Annotated in this window: 11 protein-coding genes; 4 read left to right on the top strand and 7 right to left on the bottom strand. The window is 69.9% G+C overall.

The genetic code is table 11. The features are described from left to right. Window positions 1-91: 91 nt before the first annotated feature. The 4 genes from U9978_RS12385 to U9978_RS12370 all read right to left on the bottom strand — a co-directional run bounded on the left by U9978_RS12385 (window position 92) and on the right by U9978_RS12370 (window position 6,716). Window positions 92-2,563, bottom strand: coding sequence for an ATP-binding cassette domain-containing protein (locus U9978_RS12385; protein WP_322761254.1), 2,472 nt, complete (start codon window positions 2,561-2,563; stop codon window positions 92-94). A 539-nt stretch (window positions 2,564-3,102) separates the two neighbouring features. Further along, window positions 3,103-4,203 carry a DUF2993 domain-containing protein gene (locus U9978_RS12380; RefSeq protein WP_322761253.1) on the bottom strand — a complete coding sequence of 367 codons (1,101 nt, stop codon included), beginning with the start codon at window positions 4,201-4,203 and terminating at the stop codon, window positions 3,103-3,105. A 172-nt stretch (window positions 4,204-4,375) separates the two neighbouring features. Further along, complete coding sequence (locus U9978_RS12375; protein ID WP_322761252.1) at window positions 4,376-5,077, bottom strand: SDR family NAD(P)-dependent oxidoreductase; 702 nt, start codon at window positions 5,075-5,077, stop codon at window positions 4,376-4,378. A gap of 4 nt (window positions 5,078-5,081) precedes the next feature. Beyond that, window positions 5,082-6,716: an FAD-binding oxidoreductase gene (locus U9978_RS12370; protein WP_322761251.1), complete on the bottom strand. Its 1,635-nt coding sequence runs from the start codon at window positions 6,714-6,716 to the stop codon at window positions 5,082-5,084. A 128-nt stretch (window positions 6,717-6,844) separates the two neighbouring features. On the opposite strand from U9978_RS12370, the gene U9978_RS12365 reads away from it, so the two are divergent. Continuing rightward, window positions 6,845-8,401, top strand: coding sequence for a glycerol-3-phosphate dehydrogenase/oxidase (locus U9978_RS12365; RefSeq protein WP_322761250.1), 1,557 nt, complete (start codon window positions 6,845-6,847; stop codon window positions 8,399-8,401). Window positions 8,402-8,438: 37 nt separating this feature from the next. On the opposite strand, the gene U9978_RS12360 is transcribed toward U9978_RS12365, so the two are convergent. The 3 genes from U9978_RS12360 to U9978_RS12350 all read right to left on the bottom strand — a co-directional run bounded on the left by U9978_RS12360 (window position 8,439) and on the right by U9978_RS12350 (window position 13,116). Beyond that, a complete protein-coding gene (locus U9978_RS12360) occupies window positions 8,439-10,652 on the bottom strand; it encodes an ATP-binding protein (RefSeq protein ID WP_322761249.1) in 2,214 nt (737 codons plus the stop codon). A 109-nt stretch (window positions 10,653-10,761) separates the two neighbouring features. Beyond that, entirely contained in the window at window positions 10,762-11,892 is a 1,131-nt protein-coding gene (locus U9978_RS12355) for an acyl-CoA dehydrogenase family protein (RefSeq protein ID WP_322761248.1), read from the bottom strand. A 51-nt stretch (window positions 11,893-11,943) separates the two neighbouring features. Further along, window positions 11,944-13,116 carry an acyl-CoA dehydrogenase family protein gene (locus U9978_RS12350; protein ID WP_322761247.1) on the bottom strand — a complete coding sequence of 391 codons (1,173 nt, stop codon included), beginning with the start codon at window positions 13,114-13,116 and terminating at the stop codon, window positions 11,944-11,946. Between the two features lie 120 nt (window positions 13,117-13,236). Between U9978_RS12350 and U9978_RS12345 the strand changes: the two genes are divergently transcribed. From U9978_RS12345 to U9978_RS12335, 3 genes are all read left to right on the top strand, one after another. Continuing rightward, entirely contained in the window at window positions 13,237-15,000 is a 1,764-nt protein-coding gene (locus tag U9978_RS12345; RefSeq protein WP_322761246.1) for a glycerol-3-phosphate dehydrogenase/oxidase, read from the top strand. Between the two features lie 836 nt (window positions 15,001-15,836). Next, complete coding sequence (locus U9978_RS12340) at window positions 15,837-17,042, top strand: XRE family transcriptional regulator (protein ID WP_322761245.1); 1,206 nt, start codon at window positions 15,837-15,839, stop codon at window positions 17,040-17,042. Between the two features lie 102 nt (window positions 17,043-17,144). Continuing rightward, the coding region (locus U9978_RS12335; RefSeq protein WP_322761244.1) for an acyl-ACP desaturase at window positions 17,145-17,668 on the top strand (524 nt) is incomplete at its 3' end.

Genomic DNA, 17,668 nt, shown 5'->3' with positions numbered 1-17,668 from the left:
GGGCGCTCTAAGTGGTCGGCGCCGGAAGTCGGGGTTCCTGCCGGATTGGCGAAGCCGATCTGGGAGGTCCGTCGGGGGGTGGCAGTCGCGGCTACGCCGGCTTGCGCTTGGCGGTCTTCGGGTCCATCCGGCGGATCAGGAAGGCGGTGGCGATGACACAGATCACGCCGAGCCCCACGCCGGCGGCGATGTCGGTGAGATAGGCCGATGATGTGTGCTCGAAGAACGGGTCCACGACCACCTTGTTGTTGAGCAGTTTGGTGGCGTCCTGCGGACTGGGCTTTCCCGCCAGGCTGATGGTGTTCAGGTCACCGACCGAGGACAACCCGGCAAAGCCCCAGCGGGCCGGCGCGATCAGGCTGATCTGCTCCAGACCCGGCTTGCCGTGAACGGGCAGGATGCCACCGCTGAACACCAGTTGCGCCATGGTGAGGAGCACGAGCAACGGCATGGTCTTGTCCGCGTTGTCGACCAGCGCGGAGATGACGAGCCCCAGCATGGCCGAGGACAGCGACACCACGATCACCGCGATCAGACACTCCAGCAGGGAGTTTCCGAGCACGACCCCGTCGGCGGGCTGTCGGCCGGCAAGACCGATCAGGGTGAACGGGATGGCCTGCAACGTGGTGATCAGCGTCAGGACGAGAATCTTCGAGCCGATGTAGGCGGTCCGGGACAGCCCGATCGCCCGTTCCCGGCGGTAGATCGCCCGTTCCTTGACGATCTCACGGACCGAGTTCGCCATCCCCATGAAACAGGCGCACAACACCATCACCAGCAGGATCGTGCCGGCGTCCGAGTTCGGCGTGAACTGATCCGGCGGCGTCGGAGCAGCGAAACCGCCGGGTATGGCGCGCGGGATGAGCCCGAGCAGGAACGGGAACACGACGATGAGCCGCAGGTAGGACTTGTCAGACGCGACCACCGCCAGCGTCCGCCGACTTAACGTGATCAGCTGGGAGAGCACCGACTGCTGGCGGATGCTCGGCAGGTCTTCGCGTGCCGGGCGGGCCGACGGCGCGGTCACCGACGCGGGCACGTAGTAGCGCGACTGGCGGAACCGGGCCGCCGACTCCGCGCCCGGTGTCGCCTCCAGCATCAGGAAGACATCCGGGTAGTCCTTCTTCCCGAAGAAGGACAGGGCGTCGCGCGGCGGGCCGAAGTAGGCGACGTACCCGCCCGGGGCGAGCACCAAGAGGTAGTTGCAGAGCTCCAGCTGGGCCACGCTGTGCGTGACCACGACGACCGTCCTACCGTCGTTGGCCAGCTTGCGCAGCGACTCCATGACCTCCTTGTCCATGCCCGGGTCGAGACCGGACGTGGGCTCGTCCAGGTACAGCAAGGTGGGCTTGGTCAGCAGTTCCAGGGCGACGCTGGTGCGCTTGCGCTGCCCACCGGACAGATCTGCGACCTTTTTGTCCGCATGTTGGGTGAGTTTGAGTTCGGCGAGCACCTCGTCGATCCGGACGCCGCGTTCCTCCTTGGTCGTGTCCGGAGGGAACCGCAGCTCGGCGCCGAACTCGAGGGCCCGGCGCACGGTCAGGGTGGTGTGGAGCAGGTCCTCCTGGGGCACGTAGCCGATGCGGCGGCGCAGTTCGTCGTACTCGGAGTACATGTTCCGACCGGCGTACCGCACCTCGCCCTTGTCGGCCGGGCGGAACCCGGTAAGGGCGTTGAGCAGCGTGGACTTGCCCGCGCCACTCGGCCCGACCACTGCCAGCAGCGCACTCCCACGCAGCCGGAAGGTCATGTCGTGCATGAGCTGTTTCTGGCCGGCCCACACGTTCAGACCGTCGGCCTCGAAGCTGACGTCCCCGGAGTCGATGTACTCGACGAGCTCGTTGCCGACAAGCTGGAACACATGGTGACCGACGGCGATCACCGCACCCTGCGGTACCGGCTCACGGACGATGCGCTTGCCGTTGACGAACGTGCCGTTCGCGGACTCGAGATCGGCGATCTCCACATCGCCGGCGCCGGTCCCGCTGTGGCCGACGTACAGCTCCGCATGCCGGCGGGAAGCCAACAGGTCACCGACGACGATGTCGTTGTCGCGGGACCGCCCGATGGACATCGTGCCGGGGCGCAGCGGGTACGCCGTCTGGCGTTCGTGCTCACGCTCAAGGTCCGGTCCGCCGGTGTCATCGGGACGCCGCGGGGCCTGCCGGGGCAGTTGCGGTCCGGGCTCGAAGCCGGTGGCGTTCCGCAGCATCGTCGGCATCTCGAAATGCGGATCCTCGAAGCCGGGGGGAGCATCGTCGCCGCCGGCGAGCACCTCAGGCTGGACGACGACCTCCGGTCCGGTCGGAGTACCGAGCCGGAAGCGGATCTCGCCGTTCACATCCACGCTCTGCACCCGCTGGCCGTCGAGCCAGGTTCCGTTCGAGCTGATGTCCCGCACCGCCCAGCCCGCGCCGACCGGTTCGATCAGCAGGTGACGGCGGGACACCCGACTGTCGGGCATGACGAAGTCGGCCGAGCGGGCACGCCCGACGACGAACGGCTGGCCGGCAGGCACGGTGGCCACGATGGCGCCGCTGACGACTCTGAGGGTCGTCTGCACGTGTTTCCCCCTTCAGGACGGGACACAGGCCGGATGCCCCGCCGAACTACTTCGACATGGATCGTCCGATCTTGCGGTTCGTCTGAATCGTAGCGTCGTCCACAGACCATGATCCAGGTTGGGTGGACCAATCACCACGGACGCAACGCAGGGGGCAGACTGCGCGGGGTCGGTCATGCCGGTGCCAGACATGTCCACAGCAGTCATGACCACATCAGTCATGTCCGGAGACGACCGGCCACGAGTCCGACAGTATCCGCCAACGAGTAAGAGCGACCGGCAACAGGGGACGCGGCGTCGCAGGGCCGGGGCACGCACCTCGCGTCGTTGTCGTCGGTCGGCACCCGACACCAGGGTGCCTTCCTCCTCCGCCTCGCGATGCACGCGCCCCAGCCCCGCTCCTTGATCCACGCCCCTATTGCCGGGCGCTCTAAGAATCGCCGGTCGCCCACCCAGCGGTCCGGGAACTGTCGCTGATTGGACGCAGCGTGGGAACAGAGCCGGCGATACACGGGGTGACCGCCGGCTCAGGCGCCGGCTCAGATGCCGGCAGGAAGGATGACGTCGGTGGCCGCTGCCCGCACCGCGATGCCGTTGCTGCCGGCCGTGGCACTCTCGATCCGCAGGTTGAACGGCAGCCCGGCGATCGGCAACGGAATCGCCGGCAGCGCCAGTCCCCCGGGTAGAACCAGCGTGAGGTTGTTGTCCTTGACGGTGAAACCCGTTTCGATCGACTGCGAACCGATGATCGAACCCACGATCGGCAAGGACACATCCACATTCACTTTGACCTTGCCGTCAGTGCCGGGCGCCACCTGGACCTTCCCGATCGACAGATTCAGGCCCGCCAGATAGGTGTTGAGATCGCTGTAGCTGATCTGCACATCGGCGGTCACCTTGTCCACCGGGACCTGCCCCACCTGGTCGCGGATCGCGTCCCCGAACGGTACGTGAACGCCCTGGAGGCGGGCTTTCACCGCCGAGATACGCGGCCCGGGTGTGGAGATGCCCGTCACCGTCACCCTCAGGTCGTCATACTTACCGAACAGGATCTGGGTCAGGAACGGGATGCCGCCGATGCTGACGTCGGTCACCGTGGGTGGCGTGACAGTCGGATCCTTGCTGGACTGGGCAACACCCGCCTGAGCCTTCGCCTTCATCTGGCTTTCGGCGATCGGTACCGCCGCACGGTCGGCCACAACCAGCAACGCGAGCAACACGATCAGTGTGATGATCGGCCATCTGCGTCGACGCCGCCGGCGAGCCGGAGCGGTCGGCGAGGCCGTCACGCCGGCCGGCTCGACCGGTGGCACGGCTGACGAGTGCTGCGCCGTGTAACCGGAACCAGAACCGTGACCCGGGTACGCCGCGCCGCCGTCCGCCGGGTGGGACTCGTCCCGGTAAGGGTCCGCCCGGTAGGGGTCGTCCCGGTATGAATCATTTCGGTATGGCTCGTCCCGGTAGGAGTCGGCCGGATGGGCACCGGCCGGAGGTGCGTCGGTCCGTCGGGTGTCGGCGTCGGTCCGTCGGGTGTCGCCAAGGGGCGGGTTCGCCGGCCGGGTGGGATCAGGGCGGGTTCGCGGTTGTCGACCGGCCGGGCGGAACGAATCCGCGGGTGGCGGCGGACCAACGGGACCCACGACCCGTGCCTTGCGCGTTCCATCGCCCGGCTGGGTACCGGCGGACGGTGGCAGGCGGCGGGTCGAGTCCTCCGACCCACTACCCCGGTCCGAGTCGTCATCAGGTCCACGTCTCACGGTCTGGATGGTCGCACGATCGGCGGGTCCTGGCACGACTTGGGTCAGACAGGCGTCAGACCTCCCCGAACAGCTGCGGCGCCCGGTCGGACCCCTTTGGCGGGACGAGTCGGAAAACCGATCCGCGCGGGGCCGAATAGACGTTCCAGAAGTGCTCGGCCACCGCCTCCGGCGAAAGCGGGCCGGCAGGTGCGACGCGGGCCTCCAACACCACGGTCCGAAGCCGGATTCCACGCGCCTGCAGTACCGGCGCAAGCGACGTCCCGAGCGCGAGCAGGCCAGCCTTGCCGATCGCGAGGGCGAAACGCCCGGCGGCCGGTTCGGTGCGCAGCCCGGCCGCGGTCAGTAGCACGCACGTCGACCGACGATCGGCCAGCAACCCCACGGCGGCCTGCACCACGGTGAGTGCGCCGGTCACGTTGACCGCCAACGTCTGGTTGACCGTTTCCGCCGACACCGACAGCGCACTGCCCCGGATGCTCAGCTTCGCGTTGTAGACAACGACGGTCAGGCCGCCCAGCCCGTCGGCGAGTTTGCCCAACGCCGCGGTGACGGCGCCCGGTTCGGTGACATCGGCGACCTCGCCGGTGACCGCGACATCCTCCCGGGCGAGGTCGGCTTCGATCCGCCCGACCGTGTCGGCCGAACGCGCGATCACGCCGAGTGCGAAGCCCTCCCGGGCGAACCGGCGCAGGAGCTGGACGCCGAAGGCCCGCCCCGGTCCGACGACGACGAGCGCCTGATCCTCCTGCTGCATCCTCTTACCGTAGGAGAATTCCCGGGTTGAGGATTCCGGCCGGGTCGAGGGTGTCCTTGACCGAGCGCAGGACGGCCATCCCGATGTCACCGATCTCCGCCGCGAGCCACGGCTGATGGTCGGTGCCGACGGCGTGATGGTGGGTGATGGTCCCGCCCGCGTCGAGGACCGCGCGGGTGGCTGCGGCCTTCACCCTCCCCCAGCTCGCCACCGGTTCGCCGGGCTGGGGATACACGACGGTGAAGTACAGCGAGGCGCCGGTCGGGTAGACGTGCGAGATGTGACACATGACCACCCCCGGCGCATCCTGCACGGCCAGGGCCGCGACGATCGCGTCCCGCACACCGGTGTACAGGCCGGGCAGGGTCGACCAGAACCCGGCCGTCTCCAGGGTCTCGGCGAACATCCCGACGTCCAGCAGGGCATCGCGCAGATACGGACCGCGAAACCGGTCGCGTAGCCACCTGGCCCCGATGTCGCGCCCCAACGCGACCGCGCCGGCCGCGCGCAACAGTTCGCCGACCTCGGACCGGCGCGCGGCGACCCATCCGGCCCGGCCCTCGTACCCGGTGATCAGGTGGCAGCCGCCGCCGGGGACAGGGTCAGCGGTGACAGCGCCGCCCGTGACGGGGTCAGCGGTGACGGGACTACCGCCGGCGAGCCCGGCCGCGGTCTCGACCTCATCCGAGAGCCGCACGACCGTCGGCAGCAGATCCCGCTGTGCCAGGGTGCGCAGCACGTCGGCCGCGCCGGTGAAGTCCGTCAGGCGCCAGCCCTCGTAGTGGGTGGCCTCGGGCCGGGGTCGCACGCGCAGCCGCACCTGGGTGATGACCCCGAAGGCGCCTTCGGAACCGAGGACGAGCTCGCGCAGGTCGGGTCCGGCGGCGGACGCGGGCGCGCGGCCGAGCTCCCAGGTGCCCACCGGGGTGGCGACCCGGACGCCGACGACCATGCTGTCGAACCGACCGTGGCCGGCAGATGCCTGGCCGCTGGACCGGGTCGCGGCGAACCCGCCGACCGTCGCGTACTCCCACGACTGCGGCAGATGGCCGAGGGTGAAGCCGTGCGTGGCAAGCCCGGCCGCCAGCGCCGGGCCGCGCACACCGGGCTCAACCGCGACGATCTGCGACTTGGCGTCGACGCTGACGAGCCGGTTCATCCGGGTCACGTCGAGCGCGATCACACCGGCGAAGCCGGCACGGACGGCGACCAGGCCGCCGACCACCGACGTCCCCCCACCGAACGGAACCACCGCGAGCCGATGGCGGCCGCAGACCGCGAGCACGGCGTGTACCTCGTCGTGGCTTGCGGGCAGGACGACCGCGTCCGGGGCATCCATGGCGTCGCCGGCGCGAAGACGCAGCAGGTCGGTCGTGGACCGCCCACGGCAGTGCCGGACCAGGCTCGCCCGGTCGTCGCGGACCCAGGCCGGGCCGAGCACGCCCACCAGGGCCGCGTGCGCGTCGTCGGCAAGGCTGCCCACCGGCAGCCGCAGCGCGTCAGTGCCCACCGGTGGGGTGTCCCGGCATGCGGTACCCAGAACCTGTTCCAGCAGGGAGCGGACACCGGCGGGCAGCGGTGTGTGCGCCTCCGCCGCGCCCCAGCCCCACCAGACCATCCCGCCGTCAACTCCCGTCATCCCGTCATCCCGCCATCCCGCCATCCCGCCATCCCGCCATCATGAACAATCATCAGGATTCGTTGTCGACGGTGACACGACATACACTGTGACAGATGTGGTCACAGCGTGACCGGAAAGTACACACCGTGTTACCCAATCGGGCTGGGGACGCGCAACCGACCGGGTCGCTCAATCGCCGGCAGCGCGATCGGGATCTCGCCGATCTGACGGGCGGTGCCGTCGTCGACGTTCTCGTCATCGGCGGCGGGGTGACCGGGGCGGGTGTGGCATTGGATGCCGCGAGCCGCGGGCTGTCCGTCGCGCTCCTGGAAGCCCACGACCTGGCCTTCGGCACCAGCCGGTGGAGCTCCAAGCTCGTCCACGGCGGAGTGCGCTACCTGGCCGCCGGCGACGTCGCGCTGGCCCGCCAGTGCGCCCGGGAACGCGACATCCTGCTGCGCACCACCGCGCCACATCTGGTGCGGCCGCTGCCGATGGTGTTTCCGTTGATGGCCGGCCTCCCCACCTCCACTGCTCTGCTCGCCGACGCCGGCCTGCACGCCGCCGACCTGATCCGGCGTGGCGCCGGCACCCCGCGGTCGGTGCTGCCGGGGCCGCGACGGTTGAGCGCGGTCGAGACCCAGGCCATGGTGCCGGCGCTGCGGACCGCCGGGCTGCGCGGCGGGCTGCTGTCCTGGGACGGCCAGCTCGTCGACGACGCGCGTCTGGTCGTCGCGATCGCTCGGACGGCGGCCCGGTACGGCGCACGGATCATCACGCACTGCCCGGTCCGATCCATCGACGGGGATGGAGCCGCCGCGGTCGACATGCTCACCGGCACCGCGGTCACGTTCCGTTCGCGGTCAGTGGTGAACGCAACCGGAGTGTGGGCCAGCGAACTGTGCGGCGACATCACCCTGCGCCCGAGCCGCGGAAGCCACCTTGTCGTGGCGGACAGCGCCTTCGACGGGCTCCGGACGGCGATCACCATGCCGGTACCGCATGAACGTAACCGATATGTGTTCGCGCTGCCGCAACTCGGTGGGCGGGTCTACGTCGGGCTCACGGACGAACCCACCGACGCCGTGACCGACACCCCGGCGGCGACCCCGGCCGAGACCGAGTTCCTGCGCGACGTCGTCTCCAGCGTTCTCGCGGTACCCGTCGACCGGGCCGACGTCCTGGGCACGTTCGCCGGGCTGCGCCCGCTGCAGGCCGGGACGGCCAGGCGCACCGCGGACCTCTCGCGCCGCCACGCCGTCGTCACCTCTGCCGACGGCGTGGTGACCGTCGTCGGCGGCAAGCTCACCACCTACCGGCAGATGGCCGCGGACGCCGTGGATGCGCTGGCGGAGGCACGTGGGCTGCGCACCGGGCCCTGTCGGACCCGGGCGCTGCCCCTGGTGGGCGCGGCCGAGCGGTCGGTGCTCGCCGAGGTGGCCGCGCCGCGCCGGTTGGTCGCCCGCTACGGCACCGAGGCGCCCGCCGTGGTCGAGTGCGCGCGGGGCGATCCGGCACTGCTCGCGCCCTTGTGTGACCGCGTGGACACCACGGGCGCGGAACTGGTGTTCGCGCTGCGGCACGAGGGTGCCCTCGACGCCGGCGACCTGTTGGACCGGCGCACCCGCATCGGCCTGGTGCCGGCCGACCGTGCCGCCGCGCTCCCCCACGTCCTGGCTCTGCTCGCCGCCGCGGGAACCTGATGACGGTCAGGCTGTGTGGCCGGGTCAGGTGGCCGGGTCAGGTGGGGACAGGCCAGCGCAGTTCGAGGCAGGCCTTGCCGTCCGCGACGTCGGCGCTGACCTCAAGGACGGGTCCCGGCCACGACTGTGGCAGCCGAACCGGATCCACGAACGTCCCGGCCGCGACCGGGAAGGACACGAACACGCTGCCGGCCTCGGGCGAGGACAGGACGGTCAGCAGCACCGGCCCGGCCGGGACCGAACGCAACGCCTGGCCGATCGCGACCACGATCCCCTCCTGCAGGACGCCTGGACACCGGCGCAGGTCACCGGCCAGCTGCACCTCGACGTCGATGCCCCGCGACTCGGCGGCCTCCACCACCGGCTCGAGCACCCCGAGTGACCCGGGCGGACCAGCTGTGGAGGCCAGCGTCCGGCGCAGCACCGACGCCCGACGGGTGCACCGTTCCCGCACCGCCGGGTCACGCGGGTCGAGCTGGCCGCCGGCGATCGCACGCAGCAGCGGCAGGGTGTCGCTCTCGATGTCACGCAGGCCACGATCACGGTCGGCGAGAATCCGCGCGGCCGCTTCCGTCCGGCCGGCGATCTCGGCCTCGTCCTGCATGGCCTGGGCGGTGGCCTGCGCCGTGCTCCGCAACGCCGGGCCGAACGCGGTGATCAATGCCTGCAGGGACCACAACCCGTACACGGACGTGCTCAGCCGGGACAGCACGATCGGTCCGGTATCCCCGCCCAGCAGCACGATCGAGACGAGCAACACGGTCGCGGCGGCCACGGCCACCAGCCACTCCCGCGCCGGCCGAGATACCACGACCAGCACGAGAAGTACCGGCAGCGCCATCGTGGCCGGCCAGTCGATCATCCTGATCGTGTCCCCGCCGGTGGTGTTGAGCCCACCGGCGACGGCGGTCGTGAACGCGAGGATGACCACGCCGGCGGCCTCCACCCGGTTGAGGCTGCGATGCCACATCACCCGGACGGCGAGGGCGACACCTACGCCGATCGCCACCCACAGCGCGACCGATACGACCGGCCGGTGCACCCGGTCCCAGTAGCCGATCACTGTCAGGGCCAGCAGCCCCTGCCAACTGGCGACGGAGAGTGCGACCATCCGCCGCACGCCGGTGTCGTAGTGCCGGCGAAGGTAGCCGACCGCATCGGGCGGCTCAACCGGGGAGGCAGGCGCCCGCCAGGCCATCGCGACCGTGGTTCCACGCCCGGGTCGACTGTCGATCTCAATGCTGCCGCCGACGTCGGCGACCCGTTCGGCGATCGAGGCACGCAGGCCGAGCCGCTGCGGATCTGTCCGGCCGGGATCGAAGCCGACACCGTCGTCGCTCACCGTGATATCAAAATGATCATTCCGGCAGTGGGCGACAACCGTCGCCCGGCGGGTGTGGGCATGTCGCGCGACGTTGGCCAGCGCCTCCCCGGCGGCGGCCGTCAGCGCCGCCACGACCAGCGACGGCGGGTCCGCGCCCGCGTCCCGGTGGACGCGCACCTGCACATCGAGTCCGTTGTCACGGGCGTCCGCGGCGAGTCGACCGATCCGCTCGGTGAGGTCGACGCGTGCATACCAGTCGTGCCCGGCAATGAGATCCTCCATCGCCTCGACGCTGCGCGCGCACCGGCGTCGGGTCGGCTCGTCGTCCGCGCCGCCGCCCCATCCGATGCCGGTGAGGGTGTTGAGCACCGTGTCGTGGATGACCCGTTCCCGTTCCCGCCGATCGCGCCGGCGGGCGTCGGTGACCGTCTCGGCCCGCAACCGCCCGGCGGCGGCCGCCAACCGCGCGTCCGCGGCGACCGCGTTGCGCCGCAGTCTGGTCGCGGCCAGCCGGAACACCAGGCAGATCGCGACGAGCAGGCCGGTGGAGCCGGCCACCTGGGGCATCGCCGTCGGTGCGCTGCCGAACTGCACTGCCGCGAGCACTGCGACAACCGCGGGGAACAGGACGGCGGGTGCCTGCCAGGCAGCGGCGACACCGGCTCCGATCAGCATCCGGTAGATCCAGGTGCCACCGTCGCCGAGAGACTCCGGCGGCAGCCACCTGGGGGCACCCACGCCGAGGACCACCGCCGTGACGAATTCCCCGACCACCAGCCAGTTCGGGATCCGGCCGCGCATGGCGCCACCGATGAACACCAGGTCCCACAACACGGCGCCGGCCACCGCCGCGAGACGCTCGGTCGACCCGAGATACCAGTCGTTCCAGATGAGGACGTACGCGACGAGGACGAACAGCGACGCCACTCGCATAACCGCCAGCACTCGGGCGGTCACGGATTCCAGAGCGTCACAAGCGCGGCCATGCACGAACCCTCAGTCTGGACCTTCGCAGCGGCCGGGTGGCACGGAACCGTCAGGAACCGACCGCTGTCGGTGAAATCCCGTCGATGGTGAAGGCCGCGACCCGGTCACGGTGCTCGATCGGATCCCCATAGCTGTAGGCCTCGCGCTTGGCCCGCTTGTAGAAGAAATGGGCGTCGTGCTCCCAGGTGTAGCCGATCCCACCGTGATATTGGATCATCGCGGCGGTCACCTCCCGGGCGGTGTCCGAGGCCTTGCTCTTGGCCACGGCGACCGCCAGCCGACGGTCGGCGAGCCCGGCATCCAGCGCGTGCGCCGCGTACAGGACCGCATGCTCCGACATGGTCACGGCGACGTGCAGGTCGGCGAGGTGGTGCTTGAGCGCCTGGAAGGAACCGACCGCCCGGCCGAACTGCACCCGGTCGCAGGCGTAGGCGACGGTGCGTGCCAACGCCTCCCTGGCAAGGCCGACGAGGTCGCCTGCCGTGAGCACCGCGCCCCGATCGAGAAGATCGACGAACACGGCCGTGGACGAGCCGGGAAGGCGCTGTCCGGGCACGCCGTCGAGAACCACCGAAGCCGTGCGCACCGAGCCGTCATAGCTTTCCAGACCGGTCACCTGGACCCCCGGCAGACCCGGTTCGACCAGGTACAGCCCGACCTCCCCGCCGGGTTCCAGGGCCGCCACCACAATGATCTCCGCCGTCTCGGCGTAGTCGACGGGCAGCGCCGATCCGGTCAACCGGCCCGCCTCGTCGGCGCCGACCCGCACGCCGCTGCGGTCGTAGCGACCGGCGGGTCCTCGTAGGGCCACCGTGGCCACCAGCGCACCCGAGGCGACGGCGGGCAGCAAGGATGCCTTCTGCGCATCCGATCCCGCCAGCGCCAGTGCCTCGCCCGCGAGTACCGTCGGCAGCCACGGACCGGGTATGACGCCCGCACCGAAGGCACGGGCAACCGCCTGGGCGGCCACCAGGCCGAGCCCCAGGCCGTCGTACTCCTCGGGGACGCATACGGCGAGCCAGCCCTGCTCGCCCATGGCCTTCCACAGCTGCGCGGGATTACCCGTGCCGCCAAGGTCCTCGAACACGGCACGGACGGCGCTCAGGGCGAACCGGTCCGCGAGGTAGTCGCGGACGGCGTCACCCAGGGCGCACTGCTCATCGGTGAGCGCGAAGTGCATGGCTGGAGTCTGCCTAACTGGCCGCTGGGAGTCGCCGACAGCTCATGAAGATCATCGAGGAAGTCCGAGGACCCGCTCGGCGACGATGTTGCGTTGCACCTGCGATGAACCACCCCAGATCGTCACCGAACGCGACCACATCGCCTCCTGCTGCATGGCGCGCAGGTCGGTGTCGGGCCGCGGCCGGGCGAGCGTCGCCTCCGGACCGAGCAGATCGTCGAAGGTCTCCCACAGTTCCTGGTGCGTGTGCGACCACTGCAGTTTGGTCACAGACGACCCGGCCCCGAGGTCCTCCCCCCGTTCGACCTGGGTGAGCACGTGCATCGAGTGGTAGCGCAGGCACTCGAGCTCGACCATCCGGCTGGCGAGCTGCTGACGCAGGATCGGGTCGCCGGTGCGGCCGAAGGTGGCCGCGGTGGCCACGATCTCGTCGAACTGGCGGCGCATGGCGGTGTACTGGACGATGCCAGAGGCTCCACGTTCGAACGAGAGCAACAGCATCGCCGTTGCCCAGCCGTTGCCGACCCCACCGAGACAGTCACCGACCTTCACCCGGGCATCGGTGAAGAACACCTCGCCGAACTCGCTCGCGCCGCTGATCTGACGCAACGGCCGGGCCTGCACCCCATCGGACCGCATGTCGATGAGCAGCATGGAGATACCGCTGTGCCGCTGGGAGCCGGGTTCCGTGCGGACCAACGCGAAGATCTTGTCCGCGTACACGGCATTGGTCGTCCAGACCTTCTGGCCGTTGACGATGAACTCGTCGCCGTCGAGCACGCCGCTGGTGCGCAGCGCGGCGAGGTCCGACCCCGCACCCGGCTCGGAGAAACCCTGGCACCAGATCACCTCGTTGCGCAGCATCGGGCCGACGATGTCGCGCTTCTGCTCGTCGGTACCGATCGCCATGACGGTGGGAGCGAGGAAGGCCAGACCGAGGGCGTTGACCGTGTGTGGCGCCCCGGCACGCTGCGTCTCCGCATCGTAGATCGCCTGCATGCCGGGAGTCCCGCCGCGCCCGCCGTACTCCCGCGGCCAGGAGATACCGGCGAATCCTGCGTCGTATTTACGGCGCTCCCAGTCCCGGCGCAGCTCGAACGCCGCCGCCTCGGGCATAGCCGACCAGAACGACCGGGACCGCCACCGCGGCGGGATGTTGTCCGCCAGCCACGCACGCAGCTCCGCGCGGAACTGTTCCTCCTCGGGGGTGAAACTGAGGTCCATCAGGCGGCTCCTGCGGGCTGGCTGTGCGCAACGCGGCATGCGGAGTTTATTTGCAGCGGGCACGATGTGACGTGTGTCCGCGCCCCACCTTGCATCCGCGCTCCGGAAACGGGGAACACGATGATTGTTCCGGCCCGGCTCAACCCCACCACCCGGGACGACGCCCTGCGCCAGATGGCGACCGACGTCGTCGACGTTGTCGTCATCGGCGGCGGCGTCACCGGTGCGGGGGTCGCGCTCGACGCGGCCACCCGCGGCCTGTCGGTGGCCCTGGTCGAGGCACGAGACCTCGCGGCCGGCACATCCAGCCGGTCGAGCAAACTCATCCACGGCGGGCTCCGTTACCTCGAGCAGCGCAACGTGGCGCTGGTCGCCGAGGCGCTGCGGGAACGGGCACTCCTGCTGGACACCCTGTGCCCGCACCTGGTCCGCCCGGTTCCGTTCATATACCCGATCACCCATCGGATGTGGGAACGCGCCTATGTCGGCAGCGGAATGCTGCTCTACGACACCCTCGGCGGCGGTCGCCGCAACGTGCCGTACCACCGCCATCTGAGCAGGCAGGCCGCGCTGCGCGCCGCGCCGTCCCTGCGACCGGACTCCATGGTGGGGGCGATCCGCTACTGGGACGCCCAGGTCGACGATGCCCGCCACACCATGTTCGTCGCCCGCACCGCAGCCCACTACGGCGCCCTGATCGCCACCAGCGCCCGGGTGACGGGACTGCTGCGGGAGGGCGACCGGGTCAGCGGCGTCCGTGTCGACGACCTCGAGAACGGCGGGCAGATCGACGTCCGGGCCCGCCAGACCATCAACGCGGCGGGGGTGTGGACCGACGACATCCAGGCCATGGCCGGCGGCCGCGGTCAGCTGTCCGTCCGGGTGTCCAAAGGCGTCCACCTGGTGGTACCGCGCGACCGGATCCACTCCACCACCGGGCTGATCCTGCGTACCCGGACCAGCGTGTTGTTCGTGATCCCCTGGGGCTCGCACTGGATCATCGGGACGACCGACACGGACTGGAACCTCGACCTCGCCCACCCGGCAGCCAGCAGCGCGGACATCGATTACGTGCTGAAACACGTCAACCGGGTGCTGCGCACACCGCTGACCAACGAGGACATCACCGGGGTCTACGCCGGGCTGCGGCCGCTGCTGTCCGGCGAGTCCGAGGGCACCTCGCGGCTGTCCCGGGAACACGCGGTCGTCTCGCCGGTGTCGGGCCTGACCATGGTGGCCGGCGGGAAGTACACGACCTACCGGGTGATGGCCCGCGACGCGGTCGACTCAGCCGTCCACGGCATGAACCGGTACGTGCCGGCCTCGTGCACCGAGCGGATCCCGCTTCTGGGTGCCGACGGCTACCAGGCGCTGTGGAACGCCCGGGAGACACTCGCCAACCGCAGCGGGCTGCACGTGGCCCGGGTCGAGCATCTGCTGGGACGTTACGGCAGCCTCACGCGGGAGGTCCTCGCCCTCATCGAGGAGCGCCCCGCACTTGGAGCGCCGCTGCGCGGGGCCAGCACCTACCTTGCGGCGGAGGCCGTGTACGCCGCGTCCCACGAGGGTGCCCTGCATCTCGACGACGTACTGACCCGCCGGACCCGGATCTCCATCGAAGCCTGGGACCGGGGCCTGGAGGCTGCCGCGCACGTCGCCGAGCTGGTCGGACCCGAGCTGGGCTGGGATCATGCGACCGCAGCCGCGGAGATCGAGCACTACCGGGCCCGGGTGGCGGCCGAACGCGAGTCCCAGCGGCAGGCCGACGATCAGACCGCCGACGCGGCCCGACTGGGCGCCCCGGACGTGCGCGGCAGCGGCCGGCTCCGGCCCGCCGCGCCCGAGCCGGCCCTGGGCCTGGGCCTGGGCCTGGGCCGCGGGTAGCGGGTAGCGGGTAGCGGGTAGCGGGTAGCGGGTAGCGGGTAGCGGGTAGCGGGTAGCGGGTAGCGCCAGGCTCGACAAAATACCCGCCGACGATGCTCGCCAGTGGTCTGGAAAATGACAGCGAAAATGTCGCCGCGACGCTGTACAGCCCGTGCCACCGTCCGATGACGGCGAGAAATACGACGATTGCTCCACGCTGTCTACCGAGGTCAGAAGCTGCGCCCGAGGCGGTGACAGACCCCCGCGCCGCACCGAAAATACCGTTCCGGCAATTATGAAATGGCCGTTGAAATACACCGTGCGACAAGATGACGAGCAACAAACGTAAGCCAGCCAACGTATTTCCGGTTGGTAAACACACCGGTAATCTGTCACCATATCCACTGCCGCCGACCGGTGACCCAGGGCATGACCACTAGGCATGCGCGGCATGAGTGGTAGGTTCTTCAGGTAGCGAGACCCCATGTTCGCGGAACACCGGACCGACCCGCCGTGCCTCCCGTTGCGGAGGCTGCCTCTTCTGGAGGTGTGTCTATATACAGATGCCTCGGCGCCGACCAGCAGGCGGGTCACGGCCCGGTTGCGCACGAGGGTGAGCGACCTCAACAGGCGCCGTATTATACGGATCGCCGCATTGCCGAGTACGCCCCCTTGGGCCGGTCTCCCGCATATCGGCCGGTGAAGATCCGGAAGGGACGCTGTACCATCCGAAGCCGGCTTCTGACGAGGGCAAGCCACGGGATAATACGAGGGGAACAGCAACCGGCGTAAACGGGCGCTGTTTTCGCACGGCTACGATCAACAGTAGCTCCGCCCGGAGACGGGAGAAACCCGCCGTGACAATGCACGCGCACCCAGGATGGGATCCGCACAGACTCGGCCAACACCACGACGCGACCGCACGGCCGTTCGCCGAGCAGCTCATGCCCGCGAACACCGACCTCGACCTGCTGTGGACGGGCGACGGTCTGGCCCGAGGGCTTGCGGAGATGACCCATGACAAACGGCCACGCCGCTTTCTCCCGGTGTCAGGACCGTCCCTGGGCTCGGCCGCCGAGCGTTGGCTCACGGCACGGACATGCCGACGTCGGGTCGCCGCGGTCGGTCAGCTTGTCGATGATCCCCTGGTGCACGGTTTTGAAGAGCGCGTCGACGCGCTGCGGCGGATGAGCGACATCCTCGGCGGCACCGACGTGCACGCGCTGTCCATCACCGAGCTGCGCATCACCGTCCGGCTGCTGCGCACCGGCATCCACAACGACATCCATCAGGCTCGGCTGTACGCGGTGGCCGCCGAGCTGGCACGGTTGGCCGGATGGGCCATGTACGACGTCGGGCAGTACGGCGCCGCACAGCGATGCTGGCTGGTGGCGCTGCGGGCCGCCCACGAGGCGGGTGCGCCTGCCCTGGGTGCCAACGTCCTGCGCTGCATGGCGGAACAGGCAACGTGGTACGGGCAGCCGGCCGACGCGGTCACCCTGCTCCAGTCGGCCCAGGCCGGCGCCCGCAGTATGTTGAGCGCCATCGAGCGGGCCGTGATCGCGGCCGATCTGGCCGTCGCCCATAGCCGCACGGGTCACCGCATGGAGGCGGCCGCCGCGACCACGCTCGCCTACTCGCTGATCAACGAGGTCAGCCCGGAGCGGAACCCCCCCTACATGTACTGGGCCGGCCGCAAGGACATCTCGTTCGCCGCCGGCGAGGCCCTGCTCTCCGGCGGCGACCCGGACCGGGCGATACCCCACTTCCAGGCAGCACTCAACGATCTTGACAGCCTCGACGACGAGTTCCCGCGGAACCGGGTCGAGTTCCTGACCAGACTGGGTGTCGCCCATGTCCGCACAGGCGGCGCCGATCGGGCGATCACCCTCGGGCATGAGGCCATCACCCACGCGGCAACCATCGACTCCGGGATGACCCGCCGCGACATCGCCCGTCTCTGTCAGGAGATCGAGCAGGCCGGACATGCCGGCGCGGCCGCACTGGTCGACCATGCCCGGCACACACTCGGCCCGGCGGAGGTGGCCGCGACGTCGTCCTGACGCGATCGCACCCTGGAACTGTTCTCGGAGAACAATCCTGCTCCTTCGAATCCCACCTGACCGGCGTAGCCCGCCATCCAGTTGGCCTGCGAGGGTATGCCCATGACATCGTTCACAGACATTGACCTCCTGCGTGAACTTGAGCCCGTTGCCGCGACCAACCTCGACCGTCACCTGGGTCTGGCGGCCGAATGGATGCCGCACGAGTACGTCCCGTGGAGCCAGGGCCGTGACTTCGACACCCTGGCCTGGGAGCCGAGCCAGTCCAGGCTGTCCGACGTCGCCCAGGTCGCCTTCGAGGTCGGCCTGCTCACGGAGGACAACCTGCCCAGCTACCACCGTGTGATCGCGACGACCTTCGGGCGGGACGGCGCCTGGGGTACCTGGGTGCACCGCTGGACGGCGGAGGAGGGACGCCACGCCATCGCGATGCGGGACTACCTGATGGTGACCCGCGGTGTTGACCCAGTGGCCCTTGAGCGGGGCCGCATGATCCAGATGCAGCACGGATTCGACGGCGACGACAAGACACCGCTGCGCGCCATCGCCTACGTGTCCTTCCAGGAGCTCGCGACGCGGATCAGCCACCGCAACACGGGCCGGTTCACCCAGGACCCCGTCGCGGA

This window comes from Protofrankia sp. Cr2, assembly GCF_963555885.1.
GTDB lineage: Bacteria > Actinomycetota > Actinomycetes > Frankiales > Frankiaceae > Protofrankia.
Note: the sequence above shows the minus strand (reverse complement) of the source record. Positions and strands in the feature narration are given on the sequence as shown.